A 17,669-nucleotide genomic window follows, 5' to 3' on the forward strand; every position below is an offset into this window, starting at 1 on the left:
CGCTCAGCGCGCCTGTTCCAGCTCCTCGCGGAAGCGGGGGTTGTTGAACTGGAACTGGAAGGGATCGAGCCGCACGCCGAGCTCGACATTGTGCAGCGTGACGCGGGTGGTGCGGCCCTGGGCGTCCAGCACGGCCCATTGCCGCAGGGCCGGCGGGTCATCGTCCAGGATCAGGGTGATGCTGCCTTCCTCCGGCGCCGAGGTGCGGCGCACCGTCACGCGCATCAGCCCGCCGCCGCGCTCGGTCTCCGTCACGGTCACGTCGCCCGACAGCCGCAGCGGGTTGCGCAGCAGCACGCCCAGCGGCGTGGAGTTGACGGGCACCACCGTGGGTTCCCGCAGCGCGCGGTCATAGTGGAAGAACTGGTTGTCCGCCGCGACCAGCAGGGTGGGCTCCGGCGGGTCATAGTCGAAGCGCATGCGCGAGGGGCGCCAGATGAGTGCCGTGCCCTGGGCCGTGGCGCCGTTTTCCGCCACCTGGGTGAAGCGGGCGCGCAGGGTGGTCAGGCCGTTGAAATAGGCCTCCACCCGCTGCACCACGGCGGGGTCCACCCGGCCGCGGGCTGCGGGGCGGCCCGCCTGGGCCAGCGCCAGCTTCGGCAAGGCCAAGGCGGGCAGCGCGATCAGGGCACGGCGGTTCATCAGCGGGTCACACCCGGGGGCGGCAGGGCGGTGCCGCGCTGCGGGAAGGGCTGGCCCCCAGGTGCGCCACCGGGGGCACCCCCTTGGGCGCCCTGGCGGGCCATCATCTCGGCCATGCCGGGGGGCAGCTGCATGGTCTGGAAGCCCTGCGGCCGGGCGAAGCGGCTGGCATCGATGGCGGCATAATCCACCTGGGTCGCCTCCATGATCACCTGGCCCTGGGTGTTGGCCACGCGCAGCGTCAGGCCGTCATTGCTGATGCAGGCGCGCGCGGACTGGCCCTGGTCCTCGATGCGCCAGTTCGTGCAGGGGGTGTTCGCCACGCGGTCGCTGCCCTCACGCGTGAAGCGCGCGGTCGCGCTTTCGCGCCCGATGCGGGCGGCGGGGTTCTGGCTCGTGGGCATGTCCATGATCATGCGCTGCTGCGGCATCACCATGAAGCCGCTGCCGGCGCGCTGGTCAGCCACCAGATAGCCCTGCTGGCCCATATCCATGCGCATGCTGCGCGTCGAGGACTGGAACGCCATGGTCGTCTGGCTGACCGGCCCGTCGCTGTTGATGCGATAGGTGATCGTCACGTCACGCGTCGGGAACATGGAGGCGGGACGATCCTGGGCCATGGCGGGTGCGGCAGCCATCATCAGCGGCAGGATAAGTGCGGCTTTGCGCATGGTTTATACTCCTTTTTCCAGGCATCGGCTTCACCTGGGATCTGGCGTTGGCTCCGCCCGGCATATGGGGGCGGATCCCGGCGGCAAGAAGGTGCCACCGGGGCATCAACGCCTCAATCGTCCGAACGGCGGACGAGAATCTCGCGCTTTCCGACATGGTTGGCGGGCCCGACGATGCCCTCCTTTTCCATCTGTTCCACCAGCTTCGCGGCCTTGTTGTAGCCGATGGACAGGTGCCGCTGGACCAGGCTGACGGAGCATTTGCCCTCGCGCGCCACCATGTCCACGGCGCGGTCGAACAATGATTTGTCACCGTCCGAGGCGGAATTGATACCGCCCGACCCGCCGAAGCCGCCCTCGTCGTCCTCGGCGGCCTCCGTCACCTCATCCACATAGTTCGGCTCGGCCTGCTCACGCAGCCAGTCGGCCACGCGCTGGACTTCCTCGTCGCTCACGAAGGGGCCGTGCACGCGCTTGATACGCCCGCCGCCTTCCATGAACAGCAGGTCGCCCTGGCCCAGCAGCTGCTCGGCGCCCTGCTCGCCCAGGATGGTGCGGCTGTCGATCTTGCTGGTCACCATGAAGCTGATGCGCGACGGGAAGTTCGCCTTGATGGTGCCGGTGATGACGTCCACCGACGGGCGCTGGGTCGCCATGATGACGTGGATGCCGGCGGCGCGCGCCATCTGCGCCAGGCGCTGCACTGCGGCCTCGATCTCCTTGCCGGCCACGATCATCAGGTCCGCCATCTCGTCGATGACGACCACGATCATGGGCAGGGGTTCCAGGGCGAGCGACTGTTCCTCGAACACCGGCTTGCCGGTCTCGGGGTCGAAGCCGGTCTGCACCTTGCGGGTCAGCACCTCGCCACGGCCACGGGCCGCGTTCACGCGCTCGTTGTAGCCGCCGATGTTGCGCACGCCGATGCTGGACATGGCGCGGTAGCGGCGCTCCATCTCCCGCACCGTCCATTTCAGGGCGCCGATCGCCTTGGGCGGCTCGGTCACCACGGGCGCCAGCAGGTGCGGGATGCGGTCATAGACCGACAGTTCCAGCATCTTGGGGTCGATCATGATGAAGCGGCATTCCTCCGGCCCGAAACGGTAGAGGAGCGACAGGATCATGGTGTTGATGCCGACCGACTTGCCCGAGCCGGTGGTGCCCGCGATCAGCAGGTGGGGCATCCGCGCGAGGTCGGCCAGCACCGGCGTGCCGCCGATGTCCTTGCCGAGCGCCATGGGCAGGCGGGCGTTGGTGCGCGTCCATTCCTCGCTGTTCAGCATCTCGGAGAAATAGACCGTCTCGCGCTTCGCGTTCGGCATCTCGATGCCCATCACGGTGCGGCCCGGCACGGTGGCGATGCGCACGGCGGTGACGGACATGTTGCGCGCGATATCGTCCGCGAGGCCGATGACGCGGGACGCCTTGGTGCCCGGCGCGGGCTCCAGCTCATACAGCGTGACGACGGGGCCGGGGCGGATGTCGACGATCGTGCCGTTCACGCCGAAGTCGGAGAGCACCGTCTCCAGCCGGCGGGCATTGGCCTGCAGGGCGGCGGTGTCGCCGTTGTAGTCGCCGCGCGGCGGCGCCTCGCGCAGCAGTTCCATGGGCGGCACCAGGCTGCGGCCGGGCTCCAGCGGCAGGATGGGCTGCACCGGCTTGCCGGCGGGCTTGCGGGCGGGGCCGACGCTGGGGCGGGCGGGGGCGGGTGCCTCGGCGGCCTCGAAGGGCGCGGGGGTGGCGGGGGCGGAGGGTTCCTCGCGCCAATGGTCGCGCGGGGCGTGGTGGGTGTCGGCCGCGGCATCGGCGGCCTGCAGCAGGCCGCGCAGATCGGCGCCGGCCTCGACCTTGCGGCGGCGGCCGAAGCCGAACAGCCACAGCACCGCGCGGCCGGTGCCCAGCAGCACGCGGGTGACCAGGTGGCGGCGGGCGGCGCCCGCGCGGGCCACGGTGGCGGCCGCATCGCCGGTGATGGCGGCGGCGCGGCGGTATTCATGCGGGGCGAAGGCCAGTGCCGCCAGCAATACCAGCACGCACAGGATGGCCAGCAGGCCATGGCCGATCACGGCGCCCAGCGGCCCCAGTATGGCCTGCAGCCAGCCGGTGATGCCCGCGGCCACCAGCGGGCCGAGCGCCCCGCCGGCCCCGGCCTGCACCGGCACCTCCACGCTGGAGGAAATGGACGAGAAGCCCGCCGCGAGGACCGGCATGCCGAGCAGCACGGCCGCCAGCCGCGCCGGGAACAGGGAAATGCCGCGCCCCATGGCCAGCCGCCAGGCCCAGGCCATCAGCGCCACGGCCGGCATATAGGCCGCGAAGCCCACCCCCTGCAGCAGCAGGTCACTGACGGTGGCGCCCAGCGGCCCCGCCAGGTTGCGCACCGGCAGGGAGGTGGCGGTGGAGCCCGAGGGGTCTGCCGCGTGATGCGTGACCAGCGCCAGCAGCAGCGCGAAACCGGCGAAACCCGCCAGAAGCGCCATCACATGCGCCCCGCTGCGCGCCAGCGCGGCCTTTACGGCCGGCGAGGCGAAGCGGCTGCCCCCGTTGTCATCAGCAATCTCGGCACGAGCCATCGGTTCCGGTCCTTGAGCGTGATCGCCGTAGGTGCGGAGCACCGCAGGCGTGAATCACGCGATCAATCAAAAGCTTGGCGTGGGATCTGTGAGCGGGGGCGAACAGATCACATGCCAGGGATCGGGTTGCACTGTCGGGGGGATGTCCAGAATAGCGCGTCGGGCCGCGTCGGGGGAAGCCCAACAAAAAGGGCCGGAGCTTTCGCCCCGGCCCCCCTTTCTCAAGCTGCAGCGATGCTCAGCCCAGACGCTCGCCGTGCTGCGTCACGTCCAGGCCCTCGCGCTCCTCTTCCTCGGAGACGCGCAGGCCGACGATCACGTCCACGATCTTCAGCAGGATGAAGGTGACGATGGCGGTGTACACCAGCGTCGCGGCCACGGCGTAGACCTGGATCAGGAACTGATCGAAGGAACCGCTCGTGCCTTCCGGCAGCGCCGTGGTGGCGGACAGCGGGCCATAGGCCAACAGGCCGGTCAGCAGCGCGCCGACGATGCCGCAGATGCCGTGCACGCCGAAGGCGTCCAGGCTGTCGTCATAGCCCAGGGCATGCTTCAGCGCGGTCGCGCCCCAGAAGCCCGCGAGGCCGGCCAGCAGGCCGATGATGATCGCGGAACCCGGCAGCACGAAGCCGGCGGCAGGCGTGATGGCCACGAGGCCGGCCACGGCGCCCGAGATGGCGCCGAGCACGGAGGGCTTGCCCTTGGTCATCCACTCGGCCAGCAGCCAGGCCATGGTGGCCACGGCGGCGGCCAGGTGCGTCACCAGGAAGGCCATGCCCGCACGCGCGCCGGCACCACCGGCGGAACCCGCGTTGAAGCCGAACCAGCCCACCCACAGCAGGGAGGCGCCGATGACGGCGAAGGCCAGGTTGTACGGGGAGAGGTTGTCCGTCCCGTAGCCCACGCGCTTGCCCAGCACGATCGCGGCCACGAGGCCCGCCACGCCGGCGTTGATGTGCACGACCGTGCCGCCCGCGAAGTCCAGCGCGCCCAGGCCGAAGATCCAGCCGTTCGGATGCCAGACCCAGTGGCAGATCGGGGAGTAGACGATCAGCGACCACAGGATGGTGAAGATCACCAGCGCCGAGAACTTCATGCGCTCGGCGAAGGCACCGGTGATCAGCGCCGGGGTGATGATCGCGAAGGTCATCTGGAAGGTCAGGAAGACGCTTTCCGGGATGGTGAAGGCCACCGCGGCGTCGCCCGTGCCCAGGGTGAAGGGCTTGTCCCAGCCCTCGGCCAGGCCCGCCAGCATGAAGCGGGAGAAGTCGCCCACCCAGGCGCCACCCTCACCGAAGGCGAGGCTGTAGCCGGCCACGACCCACACGATGGAGGCGATGGCGGTGATGGCGAAGGACTGCGCCAGCGTGGCCAGCACGTTCTTCTTGCGGACCATGCCCGCATAGAACAGCGCCAGGCCCGGGATGGTCATCATCAGCACCAGGGCGGTGCTGACGAGCATCCAGGCGGTATCGCCGGTGTTGACCGTGGCGTCCTGCGCCATGGCGGGCATCGCGGCGAAAAGTGGCGCGGCCAGGACGGCGGCGCGCGTGAACAGCTTCATGGTGCGTATCCCCTCGATATCACAGCGCCGCGGCGTCAGCTTCGCCGGTGCGGATGCGCAGGGCGCGTTCCACATCCAGGACGAAGATCTTGCCGTCACCGATCTTGCCCGTCTTGGCGGAGGTGGAGATCGCCTCGACCACGCCATCCACCAGGTCGTCGGGCACGACGACCTCGATCTTGAACTTCGGCAGGAAGCTCACCTGATATTCGGCACCGCGATAGATCTCGGTCTGCCCCTTCTGGCGCCCGAAACCCTTCACCTCGGTCACCGTGAGGCCCTGCACCCCAAGCGGCGTGAGGGCCTCGCGGACCTCATCCAGCTTGAAGGGCTTGATGATGGCCACAACCAGCTTCATCCCTTGTCTCCTGCCTGTGTAAGCGTCGCGCATGACGCTCATTGCGGCATGCCACGTCAGAGGCGCCGGGCGGGAGGGGGCGTGACACGCCAGAAACAATAGGCTGGACAAGATGTGCACAAATCGCGTGCAGGCTGCCTCGGCCATGCAGGGGTGGCAGGGATGCCACCGCGCGCGCATATAGGCGGGCATGACGCTCGAAGTTTCCGTCGCGGTGGTGGGCGCGGGCCCCGTGGGGGCCACCCTGGCCACGGCACTCGCCGCGCGCGGCGTGCGCGCCGCCGTGATCGACGCGGCCCCCCTGCCGCCCATGGAAATGCCCGAGTTCGACGGGCGCTGCTACGCCATCTCACGCGGGTCACGGCCCGTGCTGGAGGCCGCGGGCATCTGGGAACACCTGCCCGCGCCCCCCTGCCCCATCGAAAGCATCCGCGTGGCCGATGGCGAGCCCGGCCGCCCGCCTTCCAGGCTGGGCCTGACATTCCGCGCGGATGAGAGCGGCGTGGACGCCTTCGGCTGGATGGTGGAGGCGCGCAGCCTGCGGGTGGCGCTGAACGCCCGCCTGCCGATGCTCGACAGCCTCTCCGTCTTCGCCCCCGCCACCGCCGAGGTGCTGGAACGCGGCCCCGCCGGCGTGCGGCTGCGGCTTTCCACCGGCCAGGACATCACGGCCCGCCTGCTGGTCGCGGCCGAAGGGCGCGGCAGCCCGCTGCGGCGCGAGGCCGGGATATCCGTGGACCGGCTGGATTACCGCCGCCTGGGCATGGTGGGCGCCTTCGCCCATGAACACCCGCACGGCAACCAGGCGCTGGAGATGTTCCTGCCCGCCGGCCCCTTCGCCCAGCTTCCCCTGGCCGAGGCACCGCCCGGATCGCCCTTCCCCTATGCCTCCGCCTTCGTCTGGAGCGACCGCACGGAGGTCGCGAAGCGCATGATGGCGCTGGATGACGCGGCGTTTTCGCGTGAGCTGGCGCGCCGCATCGACGGCTCTCTGGGTGAGGTCGCGGTGGTCGGCCGGCGCTGGTCGTACCCGCTCAGCGCCCTGCACGCCGCGCGCTATACGGCCGAACGCCTGGCGCTGGTGGGCGACGCGGCGCACGGCATCCACCCCATCGCGGGCCAGGGGCTGAACCTGGGCTTCCACGACGCGACGGCCCTGGCGGAGCTGGTGGCAGCGGCGGTCGAGGCCGGCGATGACCCTGGCAGCGCAGCCCTGCTGGCGCGCTATCAGGCCGCGCGGCGGCCCAAGACGGTGGCGATGCTGGGGGCCACACATGCGCTGGAACGGCTGTTCGGCAACGGTTTCGGGCCGGTCAGGCTGGCGAGGCGGCTCGGGATCGCGGCGGTGGATCGGATCGGGCCGCTGAAACAGGCGTTTGCCAGGGCGGCGATGGGGTAAAAGGCTCAGGGGCTTTGCCCCCGAGACCCCCACCAGGAGATAATATCTCCTGGACCTGATGGGAGTTTGGCGCCCGGCCTTCGCAGGCGGGTCGCTTATATTATTATAAATATCAACGTTTTCAATATTTTGCACCAACTCCCCGGGGTCCAGGGCCGCTACGGTCCTGGCGGGGTTGTCAGGGGCAGCGCCCCTGACTGGGGTCCGGGGCAACGCCCCGGGGCCTCACCCCAGCCGCACCCCATGGTTCAACGGCCCATGCCCAGCGCCATACCCTGGTGCCGCCAGCATCGCTGCCCGCACATAGTCCCGCGCCCGCACGGTCGCGGCACTCAGGCTCATTCCCTGCGCCAGCCCGGCCGCCAGGGCGCTGGCCATGGTGCAGCCGGTGCCATGGGTGTGCCTCGAACGGATGCGGCTGGATTCGAAGCGTTCCGTGCCTGCGCGCGTCACGAGCAGGTCGACGAGCACTTCGCCCTCCATATGACCACCCTTCAGCAGCACGGCGGGAACACCCAGTTCCAGCATGGCCTCGGCGGCGGCCTGCATGTCGGCTTCATCGCGAATCTCCCGGCCGGACAGCACCTCGGCCTCGGGGATATTCGGGGTGATCACGGTCGCCAGCGGCAGCAGGCGGCGCTTCAGCGCCTCCACCGCATCCTCCTGCAACAGGCGGTGCCCGCCCTTCGCGACCATCACCGGATCGGCCACCAGGGGCACGCCGGCCGCGCTCTGCTCAATTTCCGCGCACACCGCCTCGATGGTCGGCACATCATGCAACATGCCGGTCTTCAGCGCGTCCGCGCCGATGTCGTCCAGCACCAGTTTCATCTGCTGGCGGATGAACTCTGGTTGAACCGGCACAACGCCGAACACGCCCAGCGTGTTCTGCGCCGTCAGGGCCGTGATGGCCGTGGCGGCATAGGCGTCCATGGCCATCACCGCCTTGATATCGGCCTGGATTCCGGCGCCGCCGCCCGAATCGCTGCCCGCGACGATGAGGACGCGGCCCTTCACGGCGCGTTCGCCGCCGCGCGGATGATGTCGGTCAGGCGCAGCATGGTGCGGTCCAGCATGGCTTCCTCCTCGGCTTCCACCATCACGCGGATCACGGGTTCCGTGCCGGATTCGCGGATCAGAACGCGGCCCTTTCCGTTCAGCTCGGCTTCCTCGGCGGCGATGGCGGCCTTCACCTCGGGCCGGGCCAGGGGCTTGCCGCCGCTGTGGCGCAGATTGTTCAGCTTCTGCGGCAGGGGGGTGAAGCGGCGGCAGGCCTCGCTGGCCGGGCGCTTTTCCTCGACCAGCAGGGCCAGCACCTGAAGGGCCGCCACCAGACCGTCCCCGGTGGTGCCGAAATCGGACATGATCATGTGGCCCGACTGCTCGCCGCCGAGGTTGCAACCGATCTCGCGCATGCGCTCGCTGACATAGCGATCGCCCACGGCGGTGCGGTGCAGGGTCAGGCCCTTGGCCTCCAGCATGCGCTCCAGGCCCATGTTGGACATGACGGTGGCCACCACGCCGTCGCCGCGCAGGCGCCCCTCGGCGTGCCAGCGTTCCGCGATCAGGGCCAGGATCTGGTCGCCGTCGATGACGGTGCCTTCCTCATCCACCAGCACCAGGCGGTCGGCGTCGCCGTCCAGCGCGATGCCGAGATCGGCGCGGCGTTCCCGCACCAGATCCGCCAGCGGCCCCGGATGGGTGCTGCCGCAACCCTTGTTGATGTTGAAGCCGTCCGGCGTCACGCCGATGGGAACGACCTCGGCGCCCAGCTCCCACAGCACGGTGGGCGCCACCTTGTAGCCGGCGCCATGCGCGCAATCGACGACGATGCGCATGCCCTCCAGCGTCAGGCCGCGGGGGAAGGTCTGCTTGGCGGCCTCGATATAGCGGCCGGGGGCATCCTCCAGCCGGCTCGCGCGGCCGAGGCGCCCCGGGGTCGCCAGCGCGTCGGTCAGGTCACCGGCCATCAGGCGCTCGATCGCCATCTCGTCGGCATCCGACAGTTTCAGCCCTTCCGGGCCGAACAGCTTGATGCCGTTGTCCTCGAACGGGTTGTGGCTGGCAGAGACCATCACGCCCAGATCGGCGCGCATGGACCGTGTCAGGGCCGCGATGGCCGGCGTCGGCAGCGGCCCCACCAGCACCACATCCATCCCCGCCGAGACGAAGCCCGCCGTCAGCGCCGGTTCCAGCATATAGCCGGACAGCCGCGTGTCCTTGCCGATGATGACACGGTGGCGATAGCTGCCCCGGTTGAAGAAGCGACCGGCCGCCTGGCCCAGCCGCAGGGCGGTGGCCGCGTCCATGGGCGCCTTGTTGGCGGTGCCGCGAATGCCGTCCGTGCCGAAAAGTCGTCTCGTCATGGTCACGGTTTACGCGCCTCCGTCATCGCCTGCCAGAGCGCGACGGCCTGGCGTGTCTCGGCCACGTCATGCACGCGCAGCATGGTGGCGCCGCGCTCCAGCGCCGCCAGCGCCACGGCCAGGCTGCCGGGCATGCGGTCGGCCGGGGTTTCGACACCCGCGATGCGGCCGATGAAGGTCTTGCGGGACGCGGCATAGAGCACCCGGCAGCCCAGCCCGGCCAATACCGGCAGGCGGCGCGTCAGCTCCAGGTTATGCGCCGCGGTCTTGCCGAAGCCGATGCCGGGGTCGAGCATGATGCGTGCGCGGGGGATGCCCGCTGCCTCCAGCGCCGCGATGCGCCCGGCCAGGAAGCCCGCCACCTCCAGCGCCACGTCCTCGTAATGCGCCAGGGACTGCATGGTGCGCGGATCGTCGCCCGGCATGTGCATGATGATGACGGGTGCCTGGGCGCGGGCCACCACGCCCACCGCCTGCGGGTCATGCCGCAGGGCCGAGACGTCGTTGATGATATGGGCCCCCGCCGCCAGGCACTCGGCCATGACCAGGGCGTGACGGGTGTCGATGGACAGCACGGCCTCACCCGCCAGGGCGCGCACCACGGGCAGCACGCGGGCGAGTTCCTGCTCCGGCGTGACCGGCGCGGCACCGGGGCGGGTGGATTCGCCGCCGATGTCGATCAGGTCCGCGCCCTCGGCCAGCATGGCGCGGGCGGCGGCGATGGCGGACTGGGGCGCATCGTGCAGGCCGCCGTCCGAGAAGCTGTCAGGCGTGACGTTCAGGATGCCCATGATCAGCGGCCGGTCGCCGGGCAGCCCGGCGAAGGGCGGCGGGGCGGCCGACATGCGTTCGCGCAGCGCGGGCGGCAGGTCCGTGGCCGGGATGACCGCACCCGCCAGCCGCACCAGGGAAAAGGCCAGTGCCCCGCCCGCCAGCGGCACGGCCCGGCCCGCCGCCACGGCCGCCAGGGCTTCCTCGCCGGCCAGCAGGCCCCAGGGTTCCGCAATGTCCATGCCCCGCAGAAACCCCAGCGCACGCATCAGTGCAAGCCTCATGGGTTCGCCCCGGCGGGAAGCCGCGCTAGGCTGGCGCCACAACCGAGACGAGAGCCCGCCATGACACTTTCCCGCCGCCTCGCACTCGCGGGCCTCGCAGCGCCTGCCTTGTCGCCCTTCGGCGCCCATGCGCAGTCCGGCCGGCCGATCCGCCTGCTGGTGGGCTTCCCGCCCGGCGCCAGCCTGGACATCCTGGCCCGGCTGCTGGCGGAGGGCATGGCCGAACGGCTGGGCCGCCCCGTGGTGGTGGAAAATCGCGCCGGCGCCGGTGGCCTGGTCGCGGCCGAGGCTCTCGCCCATGCCTCGGGCGACGGCGAGATGCTGATGGTGGCCCCCATCGTCGTGCCGGTGTTCTTCCCCTTCGTCTATCCGCGCATGACCTTCGACCCGATCAAGGACCTGGCGCCCGTCGCGCGGCTGACGGCCTTCAACTTCGCGCTGACCGTCAAGCGGGATCACCCGGCGCAGAACCTGGCCGATTTCATCACCTGGGCGCGTGAGAAGGGCGAGAACGCGACCTATGGCTCGCTGTCCGCCGGCACGCCCTCGCACTTCCTGGGCGACCTGTTCAACCAGGCGACGGGCTGCAAGCTGCGGCACATCCCCTATCGCGGCAGCGCCCCGCTGATGACCGCCCTGCTGGCGGGCGAGGTCGACAGCGGCTTCCCCACCACCGGCACCATCGTGGGCCGGCTGCAGGATGGCTCCCTGCGCGCGCTGGCCATCACGGGCGACACGCGCTCCCCCCTGCTGCCGGATGTGCCGAGCTTCGCGGAGCTGGGGCCGCAGCTGCGCCAGATGGGTGAGGCCGTGCTGTGGTACGGGCTGTTCGCGCCGGGGCACACCGCCGCCTCGACCATCGCCAACCAGGCGCGTGCCGCGCTGGACACCATCGCCCTGCCGGAGCAGAGCCACCGCCTGACGCAGCTTGACATGCCGCCCCTGCCGCTGGGCCCGACCGAGTTCGCCGCCAACATCCAGGCGGATGTGCGCCGCTGGGGCCCGCTGATCGAGGCCAGCGGCTTCCGGATCGAGAACTGATCCATGCCGAGCGTGACGTTGATGGGCACGGGCGGCCCGCGGCTCGATACCCGGCGCGCCACCTCCCTGCTGCTGCGCAGCGGTGAGGAGGAGGTGATGATCGACACCGGGCGCGGGGCCATCCATGGCCTCGCCCAGGCCGGGGCGGATTTCCGCAACCTGACCCGCGTACTGATCACCCATCACCATTTCGACCATATCGGCGACTTGTACGACGTGATCCTGACCACCTGGATCGAGGGCCGGCGCGAGCCGCTGCTGATCCAGGGGCCGCCGGGCACGAAGCGCATCGTCGATGCGCTGCTGACCCAGATCTATGACCGCGACCTGAACTGGCGCAGCCTGGGCGAGCCCGCCCATGGCGGCTGGTCACCCGTCATCGCCGAGGATATCGGCCTGGGCGAGCCCGTGACCGGCAAGGGCTGGGAAGCGGTGGCGCATGAGATGAGCCACGGCCATGGCCTGCCGACCCTGCCGGCGGCCTTCCTGAAGCAATGGATCTGCTACGGCTATCGCTTCACGCTGGGCGGCAAGGTGTTCGCCTTCAGCGGCGACACGGTGGACTGCCCCGGGCTGCGCAGCCTGGCCCAGGGCGCCGATGTGCTGGTGCTGTGCTGCTGGACCGCGGGCAGCCTGCTGGTCAGCGACCACCTGAAGAAGCTGGCGCAACACACGCTGGCCTGCGGCGATACGGTGGGCAAGATCGCGCAGGAATGCGGGGTGAAGCAGCTGGTGCTGACGCATCTGCGCCCGAACGCCACGCCCGAGATGCTGGAGACCCTGCGCGCCGAGGTGGCAGCCGATTTCGCCGGCACGCTGACCATCGCCCAGGATGGCCTGGTGGTGGAAATCTAGGCCGCCTCCAGCATCGGCACGCGGTCGCCCAGCGGGCGGATGGCGATCAGGCGCCGGGCCTCGGCGGCGAAACCCCGCAACCGCCGCTCCCGCCCGCGATCCGGCACCAACCGGACCGCGGCATTCTGATAGTAGCCCTGCCGCCTTCGCCGATGGTGTTGGCGCAGACAGGGACGATCAGTACTCTTCGTCCTCGTAACCGCCCGAGGCGTCGTCGTAGCCGCCCGCGCTGCTGTCCTCGTAGCCGCCCGTGGCGTCCTGCTGATAGCCGCCCTGGTCGTAGCCGGTCTGCTCATAGGCGCCGGCCGCGTCCTGGCCGCCCGTGCTGCCGCCCGGATTGGTCCAGGGCGAGGATGCGGGCACCGCTTCCTGGCCGAAGGCGCCGGCGGCGGCGCCGGCCGGGTCGTTCGCAACGCTCTGCGCGGCAGCGGCCGCACCGGAATGGCCGCTGAAGGCGTTCATCAGCATGTTGCCCAGCACCATGCCGCCGGCCACGCCGGCGGCGGTGGTCAGCGCCGTGCCCAGGAAGCCCGGGCCCTGGCGGCCCTGCAGGGCCTGCGGGTTATAGCCGGGCGGATACTGGGGCTGCGGCGGCGGGGGCATGGGCGCGGCGCGGCCGCCGCCGAAGCCCAGGAAGCCGCGATTGCGCCCGGCCTCCTCCTGCCGCCGAGAGCTTTCCAGCTCCCACTCGAGCTGCTGGATGCGGTTGTTCGCCTCGACCAGCGCGTGCTCCTGCACGAAGGCGGTCTGGGTGATGCGGTAGCGCGCTTCCGGATACTGGCGGAACAGGCCGTCGATCATCTGATCGGCGTCACGGTCGACCGGGGGCAAGGGCGGCTGCTGGGGCTGGGCGCCCACGCTCGGCATGCGCCCCCCCCAGGGGGAGGAGGCGGCTGCGGCAGGCTGATTGGCGCCAGCGATGCGCTGCACGAACTCCGTGATGATACGGCGTTCTTCGTCGGTCATGGCCCCTCGGGGTTCCTTCCAGATGATGGACACTCACGTGCGACGGCGAATATTACATGCCGTTCAGGAACGAGATGTGGCCCGACTGCGCCCGCGATTCAAGCGGGGAATCAATCGGTCACATTCCGGGGAAAGAACTATTCCTTCGGCACCGCGCGCGGGCGGCGGGCCGCGTCGATGGCGACGAAGGTGAAGGTGGCTTCGGTCACCTTGTTCATCTCGTCGCTCTCGCGCTCACGCCGCCAGGCCTCGACCGCGATCTTCATCGAGGTGCGGCCCACCGAGAGGACGCGCGAATAGAGGCTCACCTCATCACCCACCAGCACCGGGGACAGGAAGGTGATGCCCTCCACCGAGATGGTGGCGCAGCGGCCCCGGGCGCGCCTGGCGGCGGCGTTGCCGGCCGCGAGGTCCATCTGCCACATCAGCCAGCCGCCGAAGATGTCCCCGGCGGGGTTGGTGTCGGCCGGCATGGCCACGGTGCGGATCGCGGGCGGCTCCTGCGGGGGGCAGGGCGGGGCTGGCTTTTCGGACATGATCGGGCTTTAGCGCGGCGCGGGCGCGCGGTCATCCGCGCCGGGGTGACGAATCGGCAAGCGGCCGCGCGAATTGCCCTTCAGGCCAGCATGCCGCGCACCAGCAGCGAGACGTTGTGGCGCATCATCGCCTCGTAATCCGCGGCCGGGCCATCGGGCGGCGACAGCGCATCGGCATAGAGACGGCCGGTGACCTGCACGCCGGCCTCGGCGGCCACGCGGTTCAGGGTGGCGGGGTTGGTCAGGTTTTCCATGAACAGCGCGCGGATGCCCCCGGCGCGCAGCTGGCGGATCAGGTTGGCCACCTGCTGGGCGCTGGGCTCGGCGCTGGTCGAGACGCCCTGCGGCGCCAGGAAGCGCACGCCATAAGCCGCGGCGAACCAGCCGAAGGCGTCATGGCTGGTCACCACGACGCGGCGGGCCTCCGGCACGCGCCCGATCTCGGCCTTCACCCAGGCGTCCAGCTCCGCCAGGCGCGCTTCCTGGGCGGCGGCGTCCAGCCCCGTGGCCTGGGCAATGCGGCGGATATAGTGCCGCGCGGCCGAGACATCCTGCCAGGCATGCGGGTCGCTGCCGCCATGGGAATGGCCGCCGCCGCGAACGGGGCGGGCCGGCAGCCCCTCTGTCACTGTCACCATGCGGGCGTTGCCCCCGGCACCGCGCGCCAGCCGCGCGAACCAGTCATCGAAGCCCCAGCCATTCTGGAAGGCGTGGGTGGCGCCGCGCAGTGCCTCCGCATGGGAGGGGCGGGGCTGGAAGTGATGCGCGTCGACCTCGGGGCCCGCGATGGTCCGCACCTCGGCGGCGTCACCCGCCACGCGGCGCACTAGGTCACCCAGGATGGAGAAGGAGGCCACCAGTACCGGCCTGGATTGGGCCAGGGCCGGGGCGGCAAGCGGGGCGAGAAGGAGGGCGCGGCGAAGGATCATGCCGCAATGATATAATGTATCGCTACTCTGTGCGGAAGGGCCGCGCGAGCAGCGCCTCCATCGCCGCCGGCACGGTCAGCCGCCCCGACAGGATTTCGGCCACCGCCGCGCAGATCGGCATTTCCACGCCCAGCGCAGCGGCCCGCGCCAGCAAGGCGGGGGCGGTGGCCACGCCCTCGGCCACGCCACGGCTGCGGGAAAGGGCTTCATCCAGGCTCAACCCCTCACCCAGCCGCATGCCGAGCGCGGTGTTGCGGCTGCTGGGCGAGGAGGCGGTCAGCATCAGGTCGCCAAGGCCGGACAGGCCGGCGGCGGTCTCCGCCCTGCCCCCCAGCGCCAGCACCAGCCGCGACAGCTCCGCCAGCCCGCGCGTGATCAGGGCCGCGCGGGCGTTTTCGCCGAAGCCCGCACCGGTCGCGCAGCCTGCGGCGATGCCAAGCACGTTCTTGGCCGCGCCCCCTGCCTGCACGCCCATGACATCGGCGCTGGCGTAAAGCCGCAGCCGCGGGCCGGCCAGCGCCGCGATCGCGGCCTCGATCAGCGCCGCGTCCTCGCTGGCGATGACGGCCGCCGCCGGCAGCCCGGCCGCGATCTCATGCGCGAAATTGGGGCCCGAGACGATGCCGAGCGCGGGCCAGCCCAGGAACTCGGTGGGAAACAGGCGGCTGGTGGCCTCGACACCCTTGCTGGCGATCAGCGCGGGGCGCGGCGCCACATCGGCCAACGCGCCGCGCAGATGCTGCACCGGCACGGCCAGGATGGTGATGTCGGCACCCTCCAACGCCTGGGCCATGTCGCCCGTGATGGCCAGTTCCGGCGGCAGCGCCACGCCCGGCAGGCGCGGCGTGGCGCGGCTGGCCGCCGTCTCCGCCGCATTGCTGCGGGCCCAGAGCGTCACGCGCGAACCCGCCCGCAACGCCGACAATGCCAACGCGGTGCCCCAGGCGCCCGCGCCGAGAACGGCAACCTTACTCATCGCACACCCGCAGCATGCGCCAGCCTGCCCCCGCCTCGTCGGACAGCCGCTCCGACAGCGCGGCCAGGATGGCGCCGCCCTCTGCCTCGAACCCCCAGGGCGGATTCACCACCGCCAGGCCACAGCCATTCAGCCGGGTGGCGTCCGTGGGGTCACGCAGCCACAGCTCGGCCGTGACGATATCGCGGATGCCCGCATCGCGCAGCGCCTGATGGAACAGGATGACGGGCGCGCGGTTCTTGATCGGGTACCAGGCGGCCTGCACATGGCCGCGCGCGCGCTGCCAGACGCCGGCCATGCCCTCTGCCAGGCGATCGAACTCGCCACCCTGCTCGAAGGGCGGGTCGAACAGCACCAGGCCCCGGCGTTCGGGAAACGGCGTCAGGGCGCGCGCGACCTCGTAGGCATCGCGCTGATGCACGGCGACACCCTTGAAGCCGCGCTTCAGCGTGGCGTTGTCCTCGGGGTGCAGTTCGTTCAGCACCAGCGTGTCGATCGGGCGCAGCATCGCCTGCGCGATGGCCGGGCTGCCGGGATACAGGCGCGGGCGCACCACATCCAGGTAATCGACCAGCGGGCCGGTCTCGATATTCAGCAGCCGGGCGATGCCCTCATGCCACTCCCCGGTCCGCACCGCCTCCGGCCCCGACAGGTCGTAGCTGCCGATGCCCGCATGCACGTCCAGCACGCGGATGGGCGTGGGCTTGCGCGTCAGCATCTGCAGCAGCCACACCAGCAGCGCGTGCTTCATGCAATCGGCGAAATTGCCGGCGTGGAAGGCGTGGCGGTAGTTCACGGCTGCAGGCGGATGGTCTCGCCGTGGCGGGTTTCCGCCGGCAGGCAGAGCGCGGCCAGCAGCGGCGCCACCTGGGCGGGCTGGGTCAACTCCGCCGGGTTCTGGCCGGGGAAGGCGACCTTGCGGGTGGCGGTGGCCATCGGCGGGGGCTCGGCCAGGTTGATGCGGAGGTCGGACTGCGCGGCGTCCTTCGCCCACACGCGGGTCATGTGCGCGGCGCCGGCCTTGGCGGCGCTGTACAGGCCCCAATAGGCCGAGGGCTCCTCCGCCACCGCATCGGTCACCACCACGGCGCGGCCGGCGGGGGCGGCGCGCAGCGGCGGCTCCACGCTGCGGATCAGCCGGTACAGCGCGGTCATGTTCACTGCCACCGACTGGTCCCAGTCGCGCGGCACGATGTGGGACACCGGCGTCAGCCGCGACAGCACGGCCGCGGCATGCACGAAGATGTCCAGCCGCCCGAACCGCTCGACGATCGAGGGGCCGATATAGTCGAACTCATCCTTGGCCGTGGTCAGGTCCAGCGGCACCAGCGTGGCGGAACCGCCGGCGGCGCGGATGGCGTCGTCGGTTTCCTCCAGCCCCCCCTGGGTACGGGCGGTCAGCACGCAATGGGCGCCCAGCCGCGCCAGCTCGATGGCAACCGCGGCGCCCAGGCCACGTGAAGCACCGGTGACAAGCGCCACGCTGCCGGAAAGTGGAAGTGTCATGCTGTTCCCTCGATGGGGGCTTCTCCCCCATGCCCCACCAGGGGCGCTGCCCCTGGACCCCGCCAAAGGCCGAGAGGCCTTTGGAAACCGATACTTGGCGCCTTACCCTGGCAGTTGGGGCACCAGATTCATTTTATAATCAAGAAGAGAGGCGTTCCCAAGCCGAGGTGCCGACTCCCCGGGGTCCAGGGCCACTACGGTCCTGGCGGAGGTGTCGGGGGCGGAGCCCCTG

Annotated in this window: 17 protein-coding genes; 3 read left to right on the plus strand and 14 right to left on the minus strand. The window is 70.7% G+C overall.

Features of this window, described 5'->3' with window-relative positions; genetic code table 11:
* Window positions 1-3 precede the first annotated feature (3 nt).
* The 5 genes from EOD42_RS01200 to EOD42_RS01220 form a co-directional block, all read right to left on the minus strand.
* A complete protein-coding gene (locus EOD42_RS01200; RefSeq protein ID WP_127785228.1) occupies window positions 4-642 on the minus strand; it encodes a LolA family protein in 639 nt (212 codons plus the stop codon).
* On the minus strand, window positions 642-1,313 hold the full coding sequence (locus EOD42_RS01205; RefSeq protein WP_127785229.1) for a DUF4412 domain-containing protein: 672 nt from the start codon (window positions 1,311-1,313) through the stop codon (window positions 642-644). Before EOD42_RS01205 ends, EOD42_RS01200 begins: the two co-directional genes overlap by 1 nt.
* A gap of 113 nt (window positions 1,314-1,426) precedes the next feature.
* Window positions 1,427-3,886 (minus strand): DNA translocase FtsK, encoded by a 2,460-nt coding sequence (locus tag EOD42_RS01210; protein ID WP_127785230.1) that lies wholly within the window; start codon window positions 3,884-3,886, stop codon window positions 1,427-1,429.
* A 238-nt stretch (window positions 3,887-4,124) separates the two neighbouring features.
* Window positions 4,125-5,450: an ammonium transporter gene (locus EOD42_RS01215; RefSeq protein ID WP_127785231.1), complete on the minus strand. Its 1,326-nt coding sequence runs from the start codon at window positions 5,448-5,450 to the stop codon at window positions 4,125-4,127.
* 19 nt (window positions 5,451-5,469) lie between these two features.
* Complete coding sequence (locus EOD42_RS01220) at window positions 5,470-5,808, minus strand: P-II family nitrogen regulator (protein ID WP_127785232.1); 339 nt, start codon at window positions 5,806-5,808, stop codon at window positions 5,470-5,472.
* 190 nt (window positions 5,809-5,998) lie between these two features.
* Between EOD42_RS01220 and EOD42_RS01225 the strand changes: the two genes are divergently transcribed.
* Window positions 5,999-7,207: an FAD-dependent monooxygenase gene (locus EOD42_RS01225; RefSeq protein WP_127785233.1), complete on the plus strand. Its 1,209-nt coding sequence runs from the start codon at window positions 5,999-6,001 to the stop codon at window positions 7,205-7,207.
* Between the two features lie 225 nt (window positions 7,208-7,432).
* Here the strand turns inward: EOD42_RS01225 and thiD are convergent, their stop codons facing one another.
* Genes thiD through folP form a run of 3 tightly spaced genes read right to left on the minus strand, consistent with a single transcriptional unit; the run spans window position 7,433 to window position 10,628 of the window.
* Window positions 7,433-8,224 (minus strand): bifunctional hydroxymethylpyrimidine kinase/phosphomethylpyrimidine kinase, encoded by a 792-nt coding sequence (gene thiD, locus EOD42_RS01230; protein ID WP_127785234.1) that lies wholly within the window; start codon window positions 8,222-8,224, stop codon window positions 7,433-7,435.
* Window positions 8,221-9,579 carry a phosphoglucosamine mutase gene (gene glmM, locus EOD42_RS01235; RefSeq protein ID WP_164867727.1) on the minus strand — a complete coding sequence of 453 codons (1,359 nt, stop codon included), beginning with the start codon at window positions 9,577-9,579 and terminating at the stop codon, window positions 8,221-8,223. The genes thiD and glmM overlap by 4 nt, the downstream gene beginning before the upstream one ends.
* Complete coding sequence (gene folP, locus EOD42_RS01240) at window positions 9,576-10,628, minus strand: dihydropteroate synthase (RefSeq protein WP_240654754.1); 1,053 nt, start codon at window positions 10,626-10,628, stop codon at window positions 9,576-9,578. Before folP ends, glmM begins: the two co-directional genes overlap by 4 nt.
* Window positions 10,629-10,688: 60 nt before the next feature.
* On the opposite strand from folP, the gene EOD42_RS01245 reads away from it, so the two are divergent.
* Together EOD42_RS01245 and EOD42_RS01250 are read left to right on the plus strand one after the other, a co-directional pair.
* Window positions 10,689-11,669 carry a Bug family tripartite tricarboxylate transporter substrate binding protein gene (locus tag EOD42_RS01245; RefSeq protein ID WP_127785236.1) on the plus strand — a complete coding sequence of 327 codons (981 nt, stop codon included), beginning with the start codon at window positions 10,689-10,691 and terminating at the stop codon, window positions 11,667-11,669.
* Window positions 11,670-11,672: 3 nt separating this feature from the next.
* Complete coding sequence (locus EOD42_RS01250; RefSeq protein ID WP_127785237.1) at window positions 11,673-12,524, plus strand: MBL fold metallo-hydrolase; 852 nt, start codon at window positions 11,673-11,675, stop codon at window positions 12,522-12,524.
* 177 nt (window positions 12,525-12,701) lie between these two features.
* Here the strand turns inward: EOD42_RS01250 and EOD42_RS01255 are convergent, their stop codons facing one another.
* The 6 genes from EOD42_RS01255 to EOD42_RS01280 form a co-directional block, all read right to left on the minus strand.
* Window positions 12,702-13,490 carry a DUF2076 domain-containing protein gene (locus EOD42_RS01255; protein ID WP_127785238.1) on the minus strand — a complete coding sequence of 263 codons (789 nt, stop codon included), beginning with the start codon at window positions 13,488-13,490 and terminating at the stop codon, window positions 12,702-12,704.
* A 137-nt stretch (window positions 13,491-13,627) separates the two neighbouring features.
* Window positions 13,628-14,026, minus strand: coding sequence for an acyl-CoA thioesterase (locus EOD42_RS01260; RefSeq protein ID WP_127785239.1), 399 nt, complete (start codon window positions 14,024-14,026; stop codon window positions 13,628-13,630).
* 80 nt (window positions 14,027-14,106) lie between these two features.
* Complete coding sequence (locus tag EOD42_RS01265; RefSeq protein ID WP_164867728.1) at window positions 14,107-14,955, minus strand: metal ABC transporter solute-binding protein, Zn/Mn family; 849 nt, start codon at window positions 14,953-14,955, stop codon at window positions 14,107-14,109.
* A gap of 22 nt (window positions 14,956-14,977) precedes the next feature.
* Complete coding sequence (locus tag EOD42_RS01270; protein ID WP_127785240.1) at window positions 14,978-15,931, minus strand: NAD(P)H-dependent glycerol-3-phosphate dehydrogenase; 954 nt, start codon at window positions 15,929-15,931, stop codon at window positions 14,978-14,980.
* Window positions 15,924-16,727 (minus strand): 23S rRNA (adenine(2030)-N(6))-methyltransferase RlmJ, encoded by an 804-nt coding sequence (locus EOD42_RS01275; RefSeq protein WP_127785241.1) that lies wholly within the window; start codon window positions 16,725-16,727, stop codon window positions 15,924-15,926. The genes EOD42_RS01270 and EOD42_RS01275 overlap by 8 nt, the downstream gene beginning before the upstream one ends.
* Entirely contained in the window at window positions 16,724-17,437 is a 714-nt protein-coding gene (locus EOD42_RS01280; RefSeq protein ID WP_127785242.1) for an SDR family NAD(P)-dependent oxidoreductase, read from the minus strand. Before EOD42_RS01280 ends, EOD42_RS01275 begins: the two co-directional genes overlap by 4 nt.
* Between the last annotated feature and the right edge of the window lie 232 nt (window positions 17,438-17,669).

Source organism: Rhodovarius crocodyli, from assembly GCF_004005855.1.
Classification (GTDB): Bacteria; Pseudomonadota; Alphaproteobacteria; order Acetobacterales; family Acetobacteraceae; genus Rhodovarius; species Rhodovarius crocodyli.